The sequence below is a fragment of the Bradyrhizobium oligotrophicum genome (genome assembly GCF_051168495.1).
Taxonomy (GTDB): domain Bacteria; phylum Pseudomonadota; class Alphaproteobacteria; order Rhizobiales; family Xanthobacteraceae; genus Bradyrhizobium; species Bradyrhizobium oligotrophicum_A.
In genome coordinates this window covers 181,450-200,402 of record NZ_JBNPVB010000007.1, presented here as the reverse complement: position 1 = coordinate 200,402, position 18,953 = coordinate 181,450, and the positions used below count along the sequence as shown (strand labels likewise).

Annotated in this window: 18 protein-coding genes; 8 read left to right on the top strand and 10 right to left on the bottom strand. The window is 66.3% G+C overall.

Going from position 1 to position 18,953, the window contains the following annotated elements; translation table 11 throughout:
- Positions 1–22: 22 nt before the first annotated feature.
- Positions 23–754 carry an alanyl-tRNA editing protein gene (locus tag ACQR1B_RS16010; RefSeq protein WP_434832479.1) on the bottom strand — a complete coding sequence of 244 codons (732 nt, stop codon included), beginning with the start codon at positions 752–754 and terminating at the stop codon, positions 23–25.
- Positions 755–931: 177 nt separating this feature from the next.
- Positions 932–1,657 carry a hypothetical protein gene (locus ACQR1B_RS16005; protein WP_434832478.1) on the bottom strand — a complete coding sequence of 242 codons (726 nt, stop codon included), beginning with the start codon at positions 1,655–1,657 and terminating at the stop codon, positions 932–934.
- 168 nt (positions 1,658–1,825) lie between these two features.
- On the opposite strand from ACQR1B_RS16005, the gene ACQR1B_RS16000 reads away from it, so the two are divergent.
- Positions 1,826–3,286 carry a flavin-containing monooxygenase gene (locus ACQR1B_RS16000; RefSeq protein WP_434832477.1) on the top strand — a complete coding sequence of 487 codons (1,461 nt, stop codon included), beginning with the start codon at positions 1,826–1,828 and terminating at the stop codon, positions 3,284–3,286.
- A 37-nt stretch (positions 3,287–3,323) separates the two neighbouring features.
- Here the strand turns inward: ACQR1B_RS16000 and ACQR1B_RS15995 are convergent, their stop codons facing one another.
- The 3 genes from ACQR1B_RS15995 to ACQR1B_RS15985 form a co-directional block, all read right to left on the bottom strand.
- Positions 3,324–4,907 (bottom strand): peptidoglycan recognition protein family protein, encoded by a 1,584-nt coding sequence (locus ACQR1B_RS15995; RefSeq protein WP_434832476.1) that lies wholly within the window; start codon positions 4,905–4,907, stop codon positions 3,324–3,326.
- Position 4,908: 1 nt separating this feature from the next.
- Entirely contained in the window at positions 4,909–5,172 is a 264-nt protein-coding gene (locus tag ACQR1B_RS15990) for a hypothetical protein (protein ID WP_434832475.1), read from the bottom strand.
- Between the two features lie 203 nt (positions 5,173–5,375).
- Positions 5,376–5,834, bottom strand: coding sequence for a MarR family winged helix-turn-helix transcriptional regulator (locus tag ACQR1B_RS15985; RefSeq protein WP_434832627.1), 459 nt, complete (start codon positions 5,832–5,834; stop codon positions 5,376–5,378).
- Between the two features lie 101 nt (positions 5,835–5,935).
- Here ACQR1B_RS15985 and ACQR1B_RS15980 point away from each other — a divergent pair, with 101 nt between their 5' ends.
- The 3 genes from ACQR1B_RS15980 to ACQR1B_RS15970 all read left to right on the top strand — a co-directional run bounded on the left by ACQR1B_RS15980 (position 5,936) and on the right by ACQR1B_RS15970 (position 9,199).
- Positions 5,936–7,858 carry an FAD-binding monooxygenase gene (locus ACQR1B_RS15980; protein WP_434832474.1) on the top strand — a complete coding sequence of 641 codons (1,923 nt, stop codon included), beginning with the start codon at positions 5,936–5,938 and terminating at the stop codon, positions 7,856–7,858.
- Positions 7,859–7,993: 135 nt separating this feature from the next.
- Positions 7,994–8,239, top strand: a complete 246-nt coding sequence (locus ACQR1B_RS15975; RefSeq protein WP_172112826.1) for a PilZ domain-containing protein — start codon at positions 7,994–7,996, stop codon at positions 8,237–8,239.
- Between the two features lie 93 nt (positions 8,240–8,332).
- Positions 8,333–9,199 carry a tetratricopeptide repeat protein gene (locus ACQR1B_RS15970; protein ID WP_434832473.1) on the top strand — a complete coding sequence of 289 codons (867 nt, stop codon included), beginning with the start codon at positions 8,333–8,335 and terminating at the stop codon, positions 9,197–9,199.
- Positions 9,200–9,203: 4 nt separating this feature from the next.
- On the opposite strand, the gene ACQR1B_RS15965 is transcribed toward ACQR1B_RS15970, so the two are convergent.
- Genes ACQR1B_RS15965 through cpaB form a run of 4 tightly spaced genes read right to left on the bottom strand, consistent with a single transcriptional unit; the run spans position 9,204 to position 13,517 of the window.
- Positions 9,204–10,472 (bottom strand): AAA family ATPase, encoded by a 1,269-nt coding sequence (locus ACQR1B_RS15965; RefSeq protein ID WP_434832472.1) that lies wholly within the window; start codon positions 10,470–10,472, stop codon positions 9,204–9,206.
- Entirely contained in the window at positions 10,469–11,206 is a 738-nt protein-coding gene (locus tag ACQR1B_RS15960) for a CpaD family pilus assembly protein (protein WP_434832471.1), read from the bottom strand. Before ACQR1B_RS15960 ends, ACQR1B_RS15965 begins: the two co-directional genes overlap by 4 nt.
- A gap of 26 nt (positions 11,207–11,232) precedes the next feature.
- Entirely contained in the window at positions 11,233–12,702 is a 1,470-nt protein-coding gene (locus ACQR1B_RS15955; RefSeq protein WP_434832470.1) for a type II and III secretion system protein family protein, read from the bottom strand.
- Between the two features lie 11 nt (positions 12,703–12,713).
- Positions 12,714–13,517: a Flp pilus assembly protein CpaB gene (gene cpaB / locus ACQR1B_RS15950; RefSeq protein WP_434832469.1), complete on the bottom strand. Its 804-nt coding sequence runs from the start codon at positions 13,515–13,517 to the stop codon at positions 12,714–12,716.
- A 633-nt stretch (positions 13,518–14,150) separates the two neighbouring features.
- Between cpaB and ACQR1B_RS15945 the strand changes: the two genes are divergently transcribed.
- The 3 genes from ACQR1B_RS15945 to ACQR1B_RS15935 all read left to right on the top strand — a co-directional run bounded on the left by ACQR1B_RS15945 (position 14,151) and on the right by ACQR1B_RS15935 (position 16,308).
- Positions 14,151–14,843, top strand: a complete 693-nt coding sequence (locus ACQR1B_RS15945; protein WP_434832468.1) for a PilZ domain-containing protein — start codon at positions 14,151–14,153, stop codon at positions 14,841–14,843.
- Positions 14,844–15,019: 176 nt separating this feature from the next.
- On the top strand, positions 15,020–15,175 hold the full coding sequence (locus ACQR1B_RS15940; RefSeq protein ID WP_434832467.1) for a hypothetical protein: 156 nt from the start codon (positions 15,020–15,022) through the stop codon (positions 15,173–15,175).
- Positions 15,176–15,378: 203 nt separating this feature from the next.
- On the top strand, positions 15,379–16,308 hold the full coding sequence (locus ACQR1B_RS15935; protein ID WP_434832466.1) for an aspartyl/asparaginyl beta-hydroxylase domain-containing protein: 930 nt from the start codon (positions 15,379–15,381) through the stop codon (positions 16,306–16,308).
- Positions 16,309–16,544: 236 nt separating this feature from the next.
- Here the strand turns inward: ACQR1B_RS15935 and ACQR1B_RS15930 are convergent, their stop codons facing one another.
- Positions 16,545–17,657, bottom strand: a complete 1,113-nt coding sequence (locus ACQR1B_RS15930; protein ID WP_434832465.1) for a CobW family GTP-binding protein — start codon at positions 17,655–17,657, stop codon at positions 16,545–16,547.
- Between the two features lie 75 nt (positions 17,658–17,732).
- Here ACQR1B_RS15930 and ACQR1B_RS15925 point away from each other — a divergent pair, with 75 nt between their 5' ends.
- Entirely contained in the window at positions 17,733–18,851 is a 1,119-nt protein-coding gene (locus tag ACQR1B_RS15925) for a cyclase family protein (protein ID WP_434832464.1), read from the top strand.
- The last annotated feature ends 102 nt before the right edge of the window (positions 18,852–18,953 follow it).

Below are 18,953 nucleotides of genomic sequence, written 5' to 3'. Positions count from 1 at the left end.
TGACAACCGTTCGGCGTTGCTCTCAGTCCGCCGCCAGCCCGACCCTGAACCTCCGATTCTGCCGTCCCTTGTTGTCGACCTTCAGAATGCGCACGCGCCGCGCCTGCGCCGTCGAGACCAGATGCGTGCCGCCGCAGGCCTGGCGGTCGAGGGCCTCGATGTCGACGATGCGGATCATTCCGTCGGCCTGGCGGGGCGGAGCGACCGATTTGGCGCGAAACAGGCCCGCGGTCGCCTGCGCCTCGTCGTAGGCCATGTCGAACGCGCGCACCGGACGGTCGTCGGAGATCGCGGCGTTGACCGCGTCCTCCACCGCGCGCAGCTGCTCTGGCGCCACTTTCGGCAGATCGAAATCGACGCTGAATTCATCCGTCGCGGTCATGCGCACGCCGGTCAGCAGCGCGCCGTCGAACAGCGTGTAGACGGCGCTGTTGACGAGATGGGCGACCGTGTGCTGCTCGCACATGCGCTGCCGGAATGTCGGATCGACGCGCAGCCCGATCGTTCCGTCCGGAATGGCATCGTCACCGATCAGGTGCCAGAGGCCGTCGGCCGTTGGCTCGAAGCCCGCGACATCGCGGACGAGTCCGTTCCAGGCAATCGTGCCGCGGTCCGGCAACTGGCCGCCGCCGCCGGGATAGAATGGCGAGCGCGCCAGCAGCACCGCGCCGGGGCGCGCGTCGAGCGCGGTGACGTCGAGCTCCAGCACATCGGGATGATCGACTGCGAACGGTCGTGGCACAAAATCGGTCATGCAAAAAGCTTCGCCGTATCGTAGCCCGGATGAGCGCAGCGACGGCCGGGTTCTCCGGGATGACCCATGAGACCCCGCATGTCGCTGCGCTCATGCGGGGTAGGTTTGTTTCCTACACATACGCAGCTTCGCCGCTCCCGGCAAATCGTCGGCAGTGCTCAGCTCGCGTGAAGCGCCTCACCGGCACGCCGCCACGGTGAACCATGCCATGCGGAAGGCGCCGTCGCGCAGGCGCAGGCAGACGCTGTCGCCGGGCTGCAGCTGCTCGTAGAGCGCCTGCGGCACATGCGCATCGGTCGGCGCCGCGAACGGCCCCCAGGCCTCCAGCGCGACCTGGTGTGGCGCGAGCCGGCTGTGGCCGAGATGCTTTCCCAGCACGCGGCTGCGCAGCAGCGCCGGCGCGGAGCGGTCGAGCGCGGCGTTGAACTGCCCGAGCGCGCCGAACGCATAGGCGCCGACGAACAGCGCGGCGAGCAGCAGCCGCCAGCCGCGCCGGCGCAACTGCGTCTCGAAGCGCGCGGCGACGATGAGGAAGATGAGTGCGACGGCGACAGCGAACGCCGTGAGCGGCAGCCAGCTGACGAGATTGATGTCCGACAGCGTGCGCGCGGCGAGCGTGCCGGCCGCCACGATGCAGGCGGTGCCGAGATTGGCGCCGTAGCCGGAGCCCAAGCCGATGCGGAATCGGCCGGGGAAGCGCAGGGTGAGGACCAGCGCCAGCAGCGGGACGACGGTGACCACCGCGATCAGCTGGCCGGCCGGAAAGCTCGGAAACAGCGACCACCCCGCGAGCCCGATGATGACGGTCGTGAAGCCGAGGGCGATGCGCTGCGCCCGCACGACGCCGCGGTCCCGGCTGGTGCCGTCGCCGGGCATTCCATGGTGCGGGTCGGGAACGTTCATCACGAGGTCCGTCTGGATGGCAACCGCCTTGATAGAGCAGGAGAGTTGATCGAATGCGAACAGGTGGACGATTTGACAGGAGCGGGCGGGGTTTGCGACTGTCGTTCCGGAACGGAACCGCCAAGAAAACACCAAGAACACTTCAAGAAACATCGGAGGGAAGCTCGAATGTCCACTGAGCATGTCGACGTGCTGATCGTCGGCGCCGGGCTGTCCGGCATCGCCGCTGCCTATCATCTCCAGCACAAATGCCCGGCCAAGCGCTTTGCGATCCTGGAGGGACGCGGCGCCGTCGGCGGCACCTGGGACCTGTTTCGCTATCCAGGCATCCGCTCCGACAGCGACATGTACACGCTCGGCTACTCGTTCAAGCCGTGGACCGATCCGAAGGCCATCGCCGACGGGCCGCAGATCCTGAAATACGTCAGGGACACCGCGACCGAGAACGGCATCGACCGTCACATCCGCTTCAACCACCGCGTGACCAGCGCGTCCTGGTCGAGCGCCGAGGCGCGCTGGACCGTCGAGGTCGAGCGGCGGACGGAGCAGGGCGCGACGGAGACCGTGCTGATCAGCTGCGGCTTCCTGTTCATGTGCTCCGGCTATTATCGCTATGAGAACGGCTATCTGCCGGATTTCAAGGGTATGGCCGATTTCAAGGGGCGCATCGTGCATCCGCAGGCCTGGCCCGACGATCTCGACTATGCCGGCAAGCGCGTCGTCGTGATCGGCTCCGGCGCCACCGCCGTGACCCTGGTGCCGGCGATGGCCAGGACTGCCGCCCATGTCACGATGCTGCAGCGCTCGCCGACCTATGTCGTGTCGCGGCCGGCGCAGGATGCGCTGGCCAACAAATTGCGCCGGCATCTGCCGGCCGGCCTCGCCTATCATCTGATCCGCTGGCGCAACGTGCTGTTCGGGATGTATTTCTTCCAGCTCAGCCGGCGCAAGCCGGAGCGCGTCAAGCAGCTCATCCTCGGCGGCGTGCGCGCCGCGCTCGGCCCCGGCTACGACGTGGCCACCCATTTCACGCCGCGCTACAACCCGTGGGACCAGCGGCTGTGCCTGGTGCCGGATGGCGACCTGTTCAAGACCATCCGCGAGCAGCGGGCTTCGGTGGTGACGGCCGGGATCGAGACCTTCACCGAACACGGCCTGCGCCTGTCCGATGGGCGCGAACTCGAGGCCGACGTGGTCGTCACCGCGACCGGTCTGGTGCTGCAGGTGCTCAGCGGCATAGAGGTCATGGTCGACGGCCGCAGGGTCGATTTCGCCAGGACGCTCAACTACAAGGGCATGATGTATTCGGACGTGCCGAACCTCGCGGCGACGCTCGGCTACACCAATGCGTCCTGGACGCTGAAATGCGACCTGACCTGCGAATATGTCTGCCGGCTGCTCAACTACATGGACCGGCACGGCTACCGCCAATGCATGCCGCATAATGACGACACCACCGTCACGCCGCTGCCATCGCTGAGCTTCAGCTCCGGCTACGTGCAGCGCGCGATCGCCGACCTGCCGAAGCAGGGCTCGAAGCGGCCGTGGCGCCTGTACCAGAACTACGCCCTGGACATCGTCTCGCTGCGCCTCGGCAAGGTCGACGACGGCGTGATGCGCTATTCCTGAACGGCGCAACCGCCGGCGTCGCGGGCGCCGACCGCTCTCACTGCAGCGCCCGCCCGAGCGCCGGATCGTTGTCTATCGCGGTTGCGACCTGCTTCAGCAGAGCGTCGCATTCCGGGCGGATCTCGGCCTTCTTCCGGTTGATCGGCCCCCAATGCTTGCGGATGTACCGCAGTGCGACCGCCGCATATTCGGCGGCGAAGGCCGGGCACTGCTTGCAGAGCCGCTGGAATTCGAGCCCGTCGCCGGAGCCGAAGTTCTCCAGGCTGCCGTGGCCGCACCGCACCCCGACGCTGAAATCCGCGAGGAAGCCGGATGGGCTGTCCTTGTATTTTGCAAAGATCTGTCCGAGCAGGGGGCTCGCCTTGTTGGCATTGAAGCTCATTTGGAACAGGCCGGCCTCGGCCGTGTCCGACGTCACGTTGTCGGCGGACATGTCGCGTCCCTCGCAGTACTGGCCGGAGCTCTCGCGCATGCCGAGCCCGATCAGCAGCACGAACAGGTGCCGCAGCGTATCCGCGCCATCGGCGGCGTTGCTCATGTTCGCCGCGGTGAAGACGTCGTTGTACCAGGCGAGCGCGTCGCGATTGACGTTGCCGGAGGATTTGCGGGCCATGTCCAGGGCGGCCGCGTCGCCGGATTTGAACTTGTGGTAGACGCGGCCGAACGTCAGCGCCATGCCCACGACGTAGCCCTTGGGCGCGGTGCCGCGATCCCTCCAGTTGATGCGCGCGACCGCGCTGTTTGCGGCCATCTGCTTCAGCGCGTCGACCGAGGTTGGAGCCGCTGCCGGCGCCGCGAGCGCCTGCAGCGCAGGTTCGTCAGATGCAGGCAATGCGGGCCCGGGCGTTTCATCGAGCGCGGCCCAGGTCTTGGGGCCGGCGATCCCGTCCGGCACCATGTCGTGCTGGCGCTGGAATTCGCGCAGCGCGGCCTCGGTGCCGGCGCCGAAGATGCCGTCGACGTCGATCTTCAGGTCGCTCTGCAGTTGCCGGACCAGATCGCCGCGGGCGCCGCGCCGCAGGGTCGGACGCTTCTCCTCGTCGATCGTTGGAACGATGATCGGGGCAGGCGCCGTGCCCGCCAGGATACTGGCCACCTGCGACCGGAATTCCGCCATGTCGAACCTGGGGTCGTCCTTGCGGCCGGGAGGCAGCGCGTATTCCTTGTGGCCGCAGCACATCACCGCGTTGGCGCCGACCTTCTTCAGGATCGCAGCCACTCCGCGGCGATAGGCGTCGAGCTGCACCGCTGGCCACGGATCATCGGGTTCGCCGGAATTCTCGGCCTCGATCCCGATGAAATTTTCATTGCCGTTGCGCAGGCCCTGCCACATGCCGACGCCGGCATGATTGCAACGTCCGGCGGCGACGACGAAGTAGGTCCCGTCACGTCCGAGGCCGAGTTGCGACAGTGGTCCGGCCAGATCGGGCCGCCCATTGGTGATGATGCCGAGGCTCGGCATGATGCCGCGAGCAGGTCCCGGTCCCGCGGTGTGATGGCAGATCACGCCTTTGACCGTGCCCATTTCGCCGCGCCCGCGCGAACGCCATCCCGGCTGTTCGGCGACCTTCAGGCCGGCATCTTCGAGAACTTCGGCAAGCCATGTCAGCGCGAAGGCCATCTCAGACTCCTCCGATCGTGGCCGGCAATTCCGCGTCGCTCGTCTGGTCTTCCAGCTTGAAGTCGAGCTCGCATCCATCGATGTCGTTGTCATCGTGGTCATGGCCGTCGGCTTCGGCCGCGGTTTCGATCTCGATGCCGCCGATGGCCGGCGGCAGCTCGATGTCGGATGTGAAGTCGTCGTCGACATGCTCCATGCCGCAAAGGCAGCTGTCGACATCTTCCTCATCATGGGGATCCGCGGATGTATCCGAGATCATTTGCATGAGCTCCTCCCCCGCCATGGATTGTAATATGAATGATTGGCAATCTGGGCGAGAGTAGCGCGGCGGATCGATCCGTCAATCCGCCGGGAAGATACAGTGAAGATACATGGCAAGCGTGCCCGGCGCCGGCGTCGGTCACCGGCGATGGATCTAATTACCTTCGGCGATCATGTGCCGCGGCCGAGGCGGAGTCTCCCGGACGATCAGCGCCGTTCCGTCGCGAGTCCGTCGCGGAGCGGCGCGCGGCTGAGATCGTTGCCGGCAGCGATTGCCTTTTGCATCAGGCGGACCAGTTCGCCGGCCTCGCTTTCGCTGAGGCCGCGCACCATCAGCCGTTGCGCCGCCTCCACGGCCGGCGTGATCGCCTTCAGCGTTCGCCGCCCCTCGTCGGTGATGCGCAGTTCGCGCGAGCGGCGGTCGCGTGCGCTGGCCTGGCGGAGCACCAGGCCTTTCTGCGCGAGCCTGTCGATCACGCCGGTGATGGTGGTGCGGTCGTAGGCGATCAGGCCGGCGAGGGTGATCTGGTCGATCGCGGGGTTGGCCGCGATCGCCGCCAGCGCGGCGTATTGCACCGGCGTCAGGTCGAAGCCGGCCGCCTCGACCTCGGCGAGGAATACGGCCACGGCGATCTGCTGAAACCGGCGCGCCAGATGGCCCGGCATGTCCTGCATCTCGGTCAACGACATCCTCCTCATGATCCCTTGACATGTATACTGATGATCAGTATACTGATCAATAAGGAATAGCGAGGGAGGGCCGTCACGTGCAGTTTCATCTCAATGGATTCCAGCCGGGCGATCCCGAGATCTTCGATGCCGCCGAGCGTGTCGCCAGCCAGGGGGCGCCCGGCGCGCTGCCGGCCGACGTCGACGTGCTCATCGTCGGCTGCGGCCCCGCCGGCCTCAATCTGGCGGCCCAGCTGTCGGCGTTTCCCGGCATCAAGACCTGTATCGTCGAGCAGAAGCCGGGCCGGCTGCTGCTCGGCCAGGCCGACGGCATCGCATGCCGCACCATGGAGATGTTCCAGGCCCATGGCTTTGCAGAGAGGGTGCTGAAGGAAGCGTGCTGGATCAACGAGACCACGTTCTGGAAGCCGGATGCTGCCGACAGCGCGCACATCGCGCGCAGCGGCCGTGTGCAGGACGTCGAGGACGGCCTGTCGGAGATGCCGCATGTGGTGCTCAACCAGGCGCGCGTGCACGACTTCTTTCTCGAAATGATACGGCGCTCCGCAGCCAGGCTCGAGCCATACTACGCCCGGCGGCTGCGCGATCTGCAGATCGATCCGGGCGCGGCTGCCGGTGCGCACGGGGTGACCGTCAGCTTCGACCGCATCGATCCGGAGCATGAAGGGCAGGTCGAGACGATCAAAGCGCGCTACGTCGTCGGCTGCGACGGCGCCCGCAGCGTGGTGCGCAAGGCGATCGGCCGCGAGCTGCACGGTGACTCCGCCAACCACGCCTGGGGCGTGATGGACGTACTCGCCGTCACCGATTTTCCCGACATCCGTTTCAAGTCGCTGATCCAGTCCGCCAGGGACGGCAGCCTGCTGGTGATCCCGCGCGAGGGCGGCTATCTGGTGCGGCTGTATGTCGAGCTCGCCAAGCTCGATGTCGGCGAGCGCGTGGCGGGGCGCAACATCACCGTCGATGAGATCATCGCCAAGGCGCGGCGAATTCTCGCGCCCCATACGCTCGATGTGAAGGAGGTCGCGTGGTGGTCGGTCTACGAGATCGGCCAGCGCATCACCGACAAGTTCGACGACGTGCCGGAGAGCGATGTTGCGACACGGCTGCCGCGCGTGTTCATCGCCGGCGATGCCTGCCACACCCACAGTCCGAAGGCGGGGCAGGGCATGAACGTGTCGATGCAGGACACCTTCAATCTCGGCTGGAAGCTTGCCGCCGTGCTGGGCCGGCGCTGCGCGCCGGAGCTCTTGCACAGCTACTCGGCCGAGCGTCAGGCGATCGCGCAGGAGCTGATCGATTTCGACCGCGAATGGGCGGCGATCCTGGCCTCGGCCGCCAAGCAGGGCGGCGCCGACGCGGCCAAGACCCAGGACTACTTCGTGCGCCACGGCCGCTACACGGCAGGCACCGCGACCCATTACCGGCCATCGCTCCTCACCGGCGACGACACCTTCCAGCCGCTCGCCACGGGCCTGGTGATCGGCAAGCGCTTTCACTCGGCGCCGGTGATCCGGCTCGGCGATGCCAAGCCGCTACAACTCGGGCATGTCGTCCAGGCCGATGGCCGCTTCCGCATCTTCGCCTTTGCAGGTGCCGAGGATCCGGCGGCGCCGCAGTCCGGCATCCGCCGCCTGTGCAGATTCCTCGCGGAAGATGCGGCGTCGCCGGTGCGGCGCTACACGCCCGATGGCGCCGACATCGATGCCGTGATCGATCTTCGCGCCGTATTCCAGCAGGGCCATCGCGAGCTCGCGATCGAGACCATGCCGGCGCTGCTGCTGCCGCGGAAAGGCCGCTACGGCCTGACCGACTATGAGAAGATGTTCTGTCCCGATCTCAAGAGCGGCCAGGACATCTTCGCGATGCGCGGCATCGATCGCGAGGCGGGTTGCCTGGTGATCGTACGGCCCGACCAGTATGTCGCCGACATCATGCCGCTCGATGCCTATGGGCGGCTCGCGGCCTATTTCGACGGCTTCATGCTGCCGGGCCGCTGAGCCGGCGGCGCATGGTAAACGAAATGCAAATCGCAGGCTGGGATTCCCGGCCTTCGCGATAGCCAGATCCCAACGTTTCGCCGCTACAACGAAATCTCCGGATGGACGATTGAGTGGGTGAGACGTCGAATGTTGATGTTGGCGAACCGTCGCAAGAGCGAACGTCGGCTGTGCAAGAGGATCGCGAAGATTCACTACGGCAACGGCAGCCTGCCGCGTGACTGCACGGTCACGGATATTTCCGACGGCGGCGTCAAGGTGGTCGCCGAGTTCGTGGAAATCCCGCCGCAATTCACCATCGTGTTCTCGCCCGACCACCAGCGCAAGTGCCGGCTGGCTTGGCGCATCGGCTGCGAATTCGGCGCCGAATTCATCGATTGAGCCTTGAATCGGGCCTCGCCGGCGGCGGCTTAACGGGACCTTAGGGTTAATCTGCCAGCGTGTCTGGCATCGGTCCCGAAGTAGTTCAGTTGCATGCGTGCGCGGCCCTTCCGTTCTCTCCCTCTGCGCCGGCCTGCGGCGTTCGCGCTGTCCTTCGGCGCCGTGCTGCTCGGCCTCGGCGCCTGCCAGACCACCGATCTCGGCGATATCACCGGCGCGCTCGGCGGCAAGTCCGAAAAGCCCAGTGGGGCCGCATCCGACCCTCGCGCCGAGCTCGACCCGCTCCGCGAGCGCTTCCGTGCCACGCCGAACGATCCGGACGTGGCGCTGAGATATGGCAGCGCGCTGCGCGCGACCGGGCAGCGCTCCCAGGCCGTCGCCGTGCTGGAGCAGGCGACGATCGGCAATCCCGGCAACAAGGCGCTGCTCGCAGCCTACGGCCGCGCGCTCGCCGACAACGGCAATTTCCAGCAGGCCTTCGACGTGCTGAGCCGGGCGCATTCGCCCGAGGATCCCGATTGGCGCATTCTCTCGGCGCAGGGCGCCACGCTCGACCAGATGGGGCGCCACGAGGAGGCGCGGCAGTACTACATGACCGCGCTGAAGATCGCGCCCGATGATCCCTCGGTGCTGTCCAATCTCGGCCTCTCTTATGCGCTCTCCAACGAACTGCCGAAGGCCGAGGAGCAGCTGCGCAGGGCCAGCGCGAATCCCGATGCGAGCCCGCGGGTCAGGACCAACCTCGCCGTCATCATCGGCCTGCAGGGCCGCATGAGCGAGGCCGAGAACGTGGCGCGCACCGGGCTGCCGCCTGAGCAGGCCAACGCCAACGTCGCCTATGTGAAGCGGATTCTGGAACGCCGGAAGGTCGCGCAGCGCGAGTTGTCGCCGCGCCGCGGCCCCGTGGCGGGCGAGCCGGACAAGGCGCTGGCGCGCGCGCTCAGCCGCACCGACGACTGAACGGCTATTTTGCGCCGAGCAGTTTCGCGATCGGCGCCAGCAGCGAACCGCGCGGCGGCTTCTGGTCGATCCGGCCCGTCAGCCGGTTGGCGATCGCCTGAAACATCTTCGGTGTCCGGCTGAGGGCTGCGATCTCGGCGATCATCTGGCCGTTGTTGGCGGCGGTGCCGAACAGCTTGCAGTCGAACGGGATCACCGCGACCGGCTCGGCCTCGACCGTCTTGGCGAAGCGCTTGAGGTCGATCTCGGGCCGCTTGGGCATGCCGACCTGGTTCAGGCAATACAGCGGCGGCCGGTCGTTGGGACGCGAGGATTTGAGCACGCCGAGCAGATTCTTGGCGTTGCGCAGATTGGCGAGGTCGGGCTCGGCGACCACCAGGATGTCGTCGGCGTTGATCAGCGCATGCCGTGTCCAGGCCGACCATTGGTGGGGGACGTCGAGCACGATGCATTGCTGGGTCAGGCGCAAGGTATCGAAGATCGCGTCGAAGGCGTCGGCGCCGAAATCATAGACCCGCTCCAGCGTGGCCGGTGCGGCGAGCAGGTTGAGACGTTCGGTGCATTTGGCGAGCAGGCGCTCCATCAGCGCGGTGTCCGGCCGGTCCGGCTGGAATACGGCGTTGGCGATGCCCTGCAGCGGATCCTGGTTGTAGTCGAGGCCTGCGGTGCCGAACGCCATGTCGAGGTCGATGACGACGGAGTCGAGCGTCAGGTCGCGCGCCATGCTCCAGGCGACGTTGTGTGCGATCGTCGAGGCGCCGACGCCGCCCTTGGCGCCGACCACGGCGATGATGCGGCCGGTGATGACGGCCTCGGAGGCCGAGAACAGGCTGCAGATCGAGCGGATGATGTCGATGGTCTCGACCGGCCCGACGACGTAGTCGTTGACGCCGCGCCGCACAAGCTCGCGATAGGCGACGCCGTCGCTGGTGCTGCCGATCAGCACCACGCGGGTGCCGGGATCGCAGACGCTGGCGAGATCGTCGAGCCCGCCGACGATGTCGCCGCCGGGCCTGGTCTCGATCACGATGACGTTGGGCGTTGGTTGCGAATGATAGGTCTCGATCGCGCGCGGCATGCCGCCCGCCTTGATCGTGATATGCGCCTTGCCGAGCCTTCGGTCCTGGCTGGCGGCGAGGATCGCCGCGGACGTCTGGTCGGTCTCGCAGAATGCCTGCACCGAGACGCGCGGGACCGGTGCGATGTGATCGTCGAGCGCCGGGCCGCTGGGCGCCGGCTGCTCATCCTGACCTTGACGGGACGCGTTGATCATTTGCCTGTATCGCTGAGCTTGGCCTTCTCGGCCTCCGGATAGGCCACGGCCGTCGATTCACCCTTGCGGTATTTTTCGAACAGGGCGGAACGGCGCGGCGTGTAGGCGGCGCTCTCGGAGCGCGGCTGCTCGAGATCGGCGGGGTTGTCGATCATCGCAGCGAGGTTGCGCTGCGTGGCGCAGCCGAAATTCTGATAGTGCAGATTGTTGCTGTAGCCGGGATTGTCGATGTTCGGCCCGAGATCGTCGGGCCACAGGCCGCAGGGGCCTGCGACGGCGGCGATCTTCGGATAGCTCAGCCGGATCACGGCGAGCTGCCGCGGATCGTCCGGCGTGGTGTTGCGCAGGGTGATCGCGCGGGAGGGCACGCCGTGCGCGGTCAGCATCGCGCGGATCTCGCGATAGGCGTCCGCTGCGGCGCGGGCGTTCGGCGTGCCGGCCGGCACCTCGGCTATGATCGCGCCGGTGCCTTCGCGCCGCCAGGAGCGCGCCAGCCCGGCGACGTCGTCGCGTTGCGGCACGGTGAGGCCGCCGCGGCCGTTGCCGATGAAGACGACGATCGCCTGCCGGCCTTCCTCGATCGCGATCGGATGGCGCATCTTGTAGTCGTCGGGGATCGTCGCGACGACCTCGCCGCTGGTATAGTTGCAGGCACTGAGCGTCAGCGCGAGGCTTGCGAGTGCGCCGAGCCGGCACCACGCCCGCCGTCCATGGTTTGCAGATGATCCCGACATGATCGTTCCCCGTCGTCCCCGTGATCTCAGTCGATGATGAAGCCGAAGCCCGCCGGCTGGCCGGTCGCAGCGTCGGTCCGCGCGGCGATGCCGTAGAGCCGGTTCATGCGGCCGAGCAGCGCCGATTCCGCATCGGTCGCCGGCGCAAAGCCGTCATCCGGTCGCGACAGCTCCTTCTGGGCGACGGCGCGCACCACATAGGGCGTCACCAGCACCATCAGCTCGGTCTCGTTGTTGACGTAGTCCTGGCTGCGGAACAGCTGGCCGAGCACCGGCAGCTGATTGAGGCCGGGTAGTCCGTTGACGGCCTGCTTGGTCTGGTTCTGGATCAGGCCGGCCATCGCCATCGAGCCGCCCGAGGGAATCTCCAGCGTCGTCTCGGCGCGGCGGGTGCGGATCGCGGGGATCGTGACCGACGAGGCCGAGCCCGCGCTCGTGGCATAGGACAGGGTGATCGCGTTGTCGTTCGACAGCTCCGACACTTCCGTCATGACCCGCAGGCTGATGCGGCCTTCGCTGAGCACCACCGGTGTGAAGTTCAGCGAGATGCCGAACTTCTTGAAGGTGACCGACGTGCTGCACAGGCCCGTTTTCGGATCGCAGGCGTAGCCGCCGGGGACCGGAAACTCGCCGCCGGCGATGAAGGTCGCGGACTCCCCGGAAATCGCGGTCAGGTTCGGCTCGGCCAGCGTCTTGACGACACCCGCCGTCTCCATCGCGCGCATCGTCGCCGACACCGACGACAGATTTCCGCCGCCGATGGCGGACAGGCCGTTGCCGGCCACCAGCGACTTGCCATAGGCCGTGAACGGATTGCTGTTGTTGAAGTTCACCACCGCGGTGCCGTAGGTCATGCTGGCGCTGAGATCGATGCCGAGCTGCTTGACGATCTCGCGCCGCACTTCCGAGACGTTGACCTTGAGCATCACCTGGTCGCGGCCGCGCACCGCGATCGAGTTGACGACCTTGTCCGCTCCGCCGACCAGCCGTGCCGCGATCTCGCCGGCCTGCTGCGCCTCGACCGGGCTCGAGACCGATCCGGTCAAAATCACGCCGTCGCCGACGCCGTCGATCTTGACGCCGGGAATGCTCTGGCTCAGCGCCTGGCGCACGCCGTTGAGATCGCGCTTGATCGCGATGTCATAGGCCGCGACCTGCTGGCCCTCGCCGTCGAAGAACACCACGTTGGTCTGGCCGACCGCGGCGCCGATGATGTAGGCGCGCCGCGCCGAACGGACGACGGCGTTGGCGATCTTGGGATCGGCCACCAGCACGTCCTTCACGTCCTGCGGGAAGTCGACGACGACGGACTTGCCGATGCCGAGCGACAGATAGTGCACTTTCGACGAGCCAACCGACACGACCGGCGTGTCCGGCCGCTCATCGGCTGCCTGCACCGGCGCGAGCGCCGGATTGAGCGCGAATGCAACGGCCGCCGACATGGAAAGCGCGCGGACGATCCCCATCCCCGTCTTTGCGCGTTGATGCCCCTTCATTGTCCCCGTCCTTACTTTGCGCCTTGCGAGGTCGAAACCCCGTAGCGAATGATCTCGATGGCGCTGCCCCGTTGCGCCATCTGCTGCTGCGTGTCGGACTTGCTGGTCTCGGCCGCGTTCACGTCGGCGATGCTGCGCAAGGCGAGCGACAGCGTGCCGGCCTGCCGCGAACGCGCCAGCGTCTCGGCCTGTTCGGGCTTGAGCTCGAGCGTCACCGTCTTGCCGACCACCGTGTTCTGGCCTTCCTTCTCCTTCGGCGCCTGGTCGATCGCGAGCACGCGCACGTTGGTGAGGATGATCTCGGAGCTGACGGACTCGGGCGCGCTGGGCTTGTCCGGATTCTTGTCGCGCTTCGACAGGATGACGTCGACGCGGTCGTTCGGCAGGATGAAGCCGCCGGCGCCGGTCTCCGGCGAAATCTCGGTGGAGATGGCGCGCATGCCCGCGGGCAGGATCGCCGCCATGAAGCCGGAGCCGTCCGACTTGACCAGCTTCTGCTCACGGATCGGCTCGCCGACCACGAACGGCGCGCGCGCGATCCAGCCGGCGAGCTGATTGGCGGCCTCGGGGCGGTCGCCGCGGCGGATGAAGATGTTGCTCGCAGCCTCGGGCCAGGTCTGCCAGACCAGATCGCCGGGCTTGATCGCCTGTCCGAGGCCGATGTCGCTCTTGGCGACCAGCACCTCGACGGTCGGCAGCTGTACCACCGGCGCGGCCGGCGCCTGCTGCGGGCTCTCGGCGTTGCTGACGAGGTAGGCCGCAACGCCGCCCGCGCCGAGAGCGATGGTTAACACCACGATGCGTGCGGTCATCATACGCGTAACTACTTTCTACTCATACGCCGGGGGCAACGCGCGAGCCGACTGACAGCGGTTCCCCTGACTAACGACTAAGCGCCAATGGTATAAGCGAACTTGCACGAGGGTGGCCGGAGCAGCCGTGGGAAGCGCCGATTGTGCAAGTGGTGAACAGGTTGTTAGCGTGCAAATAGTGAAACGGCGCGAACGTGTTAGCTGTTCGTGCGCAGCGCGCTTGCACGTGCCGGTCGCAGCCGTCGCGACGGAGACTCATCGTGAGTTGCTGCCGGGCATCAGTCGAGCCGCGTCCGAGGTGAGGGCGCCGGCAGGTGCCGCGGCGTCCGCCGCCGGGCCTGTCGCCGCGCATGGCGAGCAACTCTTGCGTGCTCGCGCCGCACCGTAGTTCGACGGCTCGGCATTTTCATAAGGCGGAAACGGGTTCGCCCTACGATTCCGTCAGGCGGGATTTCATGTCGAAATTCAGGATTCGTTAGTCTTTTGCGCGCACCGTTCGCGCATGAGGCGCGATACGGTTCTGATCGATTTAGTTCGACCAAATTTACACGCTAAGATTGTTATCGAGGTGTCATGCCCCCGCGGCGGGGCCATCATCGGCCATGGGGATAGGATGGCGGCGAGGGGAGGCGCGCAATGTCGGTTGCCCGATTCCTGAGACAGCGGGCGGTGCGGATTCAGACGGCAGGGTCCTACACGCTGCCGAACTGGTACGACCCGCAGGGAAAGCTGCGGTCGTTCGCCTGCCGGACGACGCGGGTGTCGCCGTTTCGGGCCCTGCTCGACGTGCCCGTGGTCGGCAAGGTCGGTGACCGGCTGACCTCTTATTTCCGCGAGTTCGGCACCTTCGAGGGCGAGATCAGCGACACCGTGCATGGCGGCTTCCTGCTCGAGCTGGAGATGACGCGCGCGGAGCGCGCCAAGCTCGCCGAGAAGCTGGTCTGGCTGGAGAAGAAGCAGAAGGATCCGACCATCCGCGACTCCCGCCGCGAGGCGCGCTTCGTGCCGAACTCGCCGCATTCGGCGCTGACGCTCGCCGACGGCAGCATCGTCCCGTGCTTCGTGATCGATGCGTCGATGTCGGGCGCCGCGGTCTCGGCGGAAGTCCGGCCGGAGATCGGGACGCCGCTGGCGGTGGGCAGCTGTATCGGCCGCGTCGTCAGGCATTTCTCCAACGGCTTTGCCGTCCGGTTCGTCGATCAGATCCAGGCCGCGAGCGAGCTGGAGCGGCGCGTCATCACGCCGCCGACCCGTCCGACGCGGCAGAAGCTCGTCGCGCATGCCGATGACGGCCAGGCCGGGGCGGGCGAGGATTTCTTCATGGTCTGATCGCGCCGGCCGGCTGCGGCTTCGACATCCCGGCTCTGACCTGCGCGGTTTCGCGTATGGGGCGCGGCCGCGAATCGGGGCATGGAACTTGGCGGCCCGTCTCACGGTTAACGCGGTGTTAAGCGGCATCGTGAAGGCTCGTGTCGCCGGATGCTCACGCCATGAGGAGAGTTGCAATGGAGGCCCAGAAGACCGCGGTGGATGCCATCGTCGTTCTGACCGGCTGCGATCGCGATGCGGTGGCTGCCTTCATCCGGCGCATCTATCTGGCTGGCGTCCGGGACCCCAAGCGGCTGACCTTCAAGGGGCTGCAGGAGATGGGCCGGGGCTAGCCCTGTTGCAGTCCGGCCACGCCGGACGACTTTTTCGAGGGATGCCCGATCACAACCTCGCGGCGAGGGGATGCGGCCCCGCCGTCTCCCGGCTATTCTATGGCCTTGCGGCCTGCATCAGATCACCGTCCTTGACCTCGCCATTTTGCGGCGACGCGGATTTGCGCAATACGCTCTGAGCGGCCGGACCATGGGACCCGGAGATGCTGAGACAGATTTTTGCCCCCCAACTCGTTGGCCTCTACATTCTGATCGGCGCAACGATCTACGTTCACTTCCGCGGCAAGGAACGGCTGCGGTTCGCCCGCCAGCTCGGCGACCACTCGACCTATCTCGCGCCCTACAACGTGCTGATGTATGCGGGATCGGCGGTGCCGAACACGCCCGTCATCCCGGTCGAGCAGTTTCCCGAGCTGAAGACATTGACTGAGAACTGGCAGACCATTCGCGAGGAGGCGGTGCGCCTGTTCGACGAGGGCTTCATTCGCGCCGCCGCCGCCAACAACGATTGGGGCTTCTATTCCTTCTTCAAGAGCGGCTGGAAGCGCTTCTATCTGAAATGGTACGACGACTTCCTGCCGTCGGCGCGCACGCTGTGCCCGAAGACGGTGGAGCTGTTGAACGCGATCCCCAACGTCCACGGCGCGATGTTCGCGATGCTGCCGCCCGGCGGCAAGCTCGGCGCCCACCGCGACCCCTTCGCCGGCTCGCTGCGCTATCATCTGGGCCTCGTCACCCCGAACTCCGACAAGTGCCGCATCCTGGTCGACGGCGTTCCTTGCGTCTGGCGCGACGGCGAGGCCTTCATGTTCGACGAGACCTTCATCCACAGCGCCGAGAATTCAACCGACGTCAACCGCATCATCCTGTTCTGCGACGTCGAGCGCCCGATGAAGCTCGGCCTCCTCGCCGCCATCAACCGCTGGGTCAGCCACCACATCGTCAAGGCCTCCGCCACCCAGAACGTCGAGGGCGAGCATGTCGGCGTGCTGAACAAGGTGTTCGGCAAGCTGTATGAGTTTCATCTCGCGACGCGCAAGGTCAAGGCCTGGAACCGGACGGTGTACTACGCGGCGAAGTACACGCTGACGGTGGCGATCGTCGGCGCGATCGTGGTGTCGGCGTTTCGGTGAGACCGGCGCTATCGCATGTGACGGTCGGAATTTTGCGTTCGTCTTTCTCAACCTCGTCATGGCCGGGCTTGTCCCGGCCATCCACGTCGTTCGGCATGCTGAGCCCGACGTGGATGCCCGGGACAAGCCCGGGCATGACGGAGTAACTAAGCCCCAGCGGAGTAGGGCGGATTGGCGGAGCGTAGTCCGCCGCTTCCGAGGATGGACGGCGGATGACGCCTTCGGCTGATCCGCCTCTACGCCGCTGCGCGGCCTGCTTCCCACAACGCAAGCACATCGTCGCGGGTGATTCCGCGCGTGATGAACACGATGCGCGACCGGCGGTCGGTGCCGGGCCATGCGGGCAGCGCCACCGGCGGATGGAAGACGTGGTGGACGCCGTGGATGACCACCGGCGTCGCTTCGCCGTGAAGATTGAGGATGCCCTTCACCCGCAGCAGATCCTCGCCACGCACCTTGCGAAGATAAGCGAGCCAGTCGGACACGGTCATCCAGTCCAGCGGCTCGTCGAACGCGATCATGAAGCTCGTGACTGACGACTCATGAGCGTGGCCGTGATCGTGATGGCCGTGACCGGCATGATCGTGGACGTGATGCTCATGCGCGCCGCCGCCCCCTTCCGTAAAAGCGTGTTCGTTCAGCCAGCGCGCGACGTCCACCGCCTTCTTCTCGGGATCGATCAGCGCGGCCCCGAACAGATCGGCGGGATCGATCGCGCCATGGCTCACGCGTTCAATCCTGGCGCCCGGATTGAGCCGCCGCAGCCGCTGCTCCAATGCGGCAACATCGTTGACCATGTCAGACTTGGTGACCAACAGCCGGTCGGCCAGCGCCACCTGTTTGACCGCTTCATACTGGCGGTCGAGCTGATGCGCCGCGTTGACGGCGTCGACCGTCGTCACGACGGTGTCGAGCCGCAGGAAGTGTGAGACCAGCGGATTGTTCAGCAGCAACTGGAGGATCGGGGCGGGATCGGCAAGGCCGGTCGTCTCGATGAGGATGCGCCGGAAGGGCGGAACCTCGCCGCGGTCGCGCCGCACCAGCAGCGCGCGCAGCGTCTCTTCGAGGTCGCTGCGGATCGTGCAGCACACGCAACCACTCGCGAGAACGGCAACCTCGCCCTCGACGCGCTCGACCAGGAGATGGTCGAGCGAGATCTCGCCATATTCGTTGATGATGACGGCGCTGTCGCTCATGTCATCGTGGCGCAGCAAATGATTGAGCAGCGTCGTTTTGCCGCTGCCGAGAAAGCCGGTGATCAACGACACGGGCAGACGCCGGGCAGACTTGTCGCTCTCGAACAGGCTCATCGCGCGTCCACCCACTGTCTTGTTTTTGTCGCTGGACATCAGACTAACGGAGGAGGAGCATGGCGAAAATGATTTTTTAAGGCCCAGCAAATGGGCGCAACTGGGGAGGCGACGATGGACGACGGGGTGAAGGACGACGGGGTCAGGAGTCAGCAGACCAATCAGGACCGGAACGAGGGAACGACCACCGATCGCAGGACATTGCTGCGCACGGCAGGTCTCGCCGGCGCCGCGGGCGCGGCGCTTGCCGGCTCCATGCATGGCAAATTCTCGCTGGCGCCGATCAGCGAAGCGCAGGCGCAGACCGCGCCGATGCCGAAGGGAACTGACAAGCCGTGGTGGCCGTCGAAATGGGGCAAGGACGACGAGGCCGGCGCGTCCAACCACATGACGCCCGAGAAGGTCCTCGATACCGTCAAATGGATCAAGGACGGCACGATCTACAAGATCGGCCGCGTCTACGAGAGCGGCATGCCGCTGTTCGGTGCGCGCGTGTTTGCGCTGCGGATTCCCGGCAGCCCGACCGGCGGTCCGTTCGGCGACAACCGCATGGTCTATCATGACGAGTTTCTCGCCACCGAGATCGGCCAGACCGGCACCCAGTTCGACGGCCTCGGCCACATCGGCATCCAGCTCGGCAAGGATGGCGACAAGAGCGAGATGAAATTCTACAACGGCTTTTCCGCAGCGGAGATCAGCGACGCCTACGGCCTCAAGAAGCTCGGCGTCGAGAAGCTGAAGCCGCTGTTCACCCGCGGCCACCTGATCGACATGGTGGCGCTCAAGGGCGGCATGATGGACGCCGGCCAGGAAATCACCACGGCGGACATCAAGGCGGCCCTGCAGAAGCAGAACATGAGCGAGGCCGACATCAAGCCCGGCGACGCGATCTTCTTCCACACCGGCTGGGGCTCGCTGTGGATGAAGAACAACGACCGCTTCAACAGCGGCGAACCCGGCATCGGGCTCGAAGCCGCCCAATGGGTGATCGAGAAGGATCTGGCGCTGACCGGCGCCGACACCTGGGCCGTCGAGGTCGTCCCCAATCCCGACAAGTCCCTCGCCTTCGCGGTCCATGCCGAGCTGCAGACCAAGCACGGCATCCACAACCACGAAAACCTGGTCTTCGACGAGCTGATCGCCGCGAAGAAATACCAGTTCGTCTATTCCTTCACGCCCGCTCCCATCAAGGGCGCCACGGGCAGCAACGGCTGCCCGATTGCGATTACGTGAGTGGGGGCGTCGGCGTCTCGGTGAGAAACGGAGTAGGGCGGATTAGCGGAGCGTAATCCGCCGTTCTTCATCGCGAAATGCGGCGGACTAGGCTACGGCTAA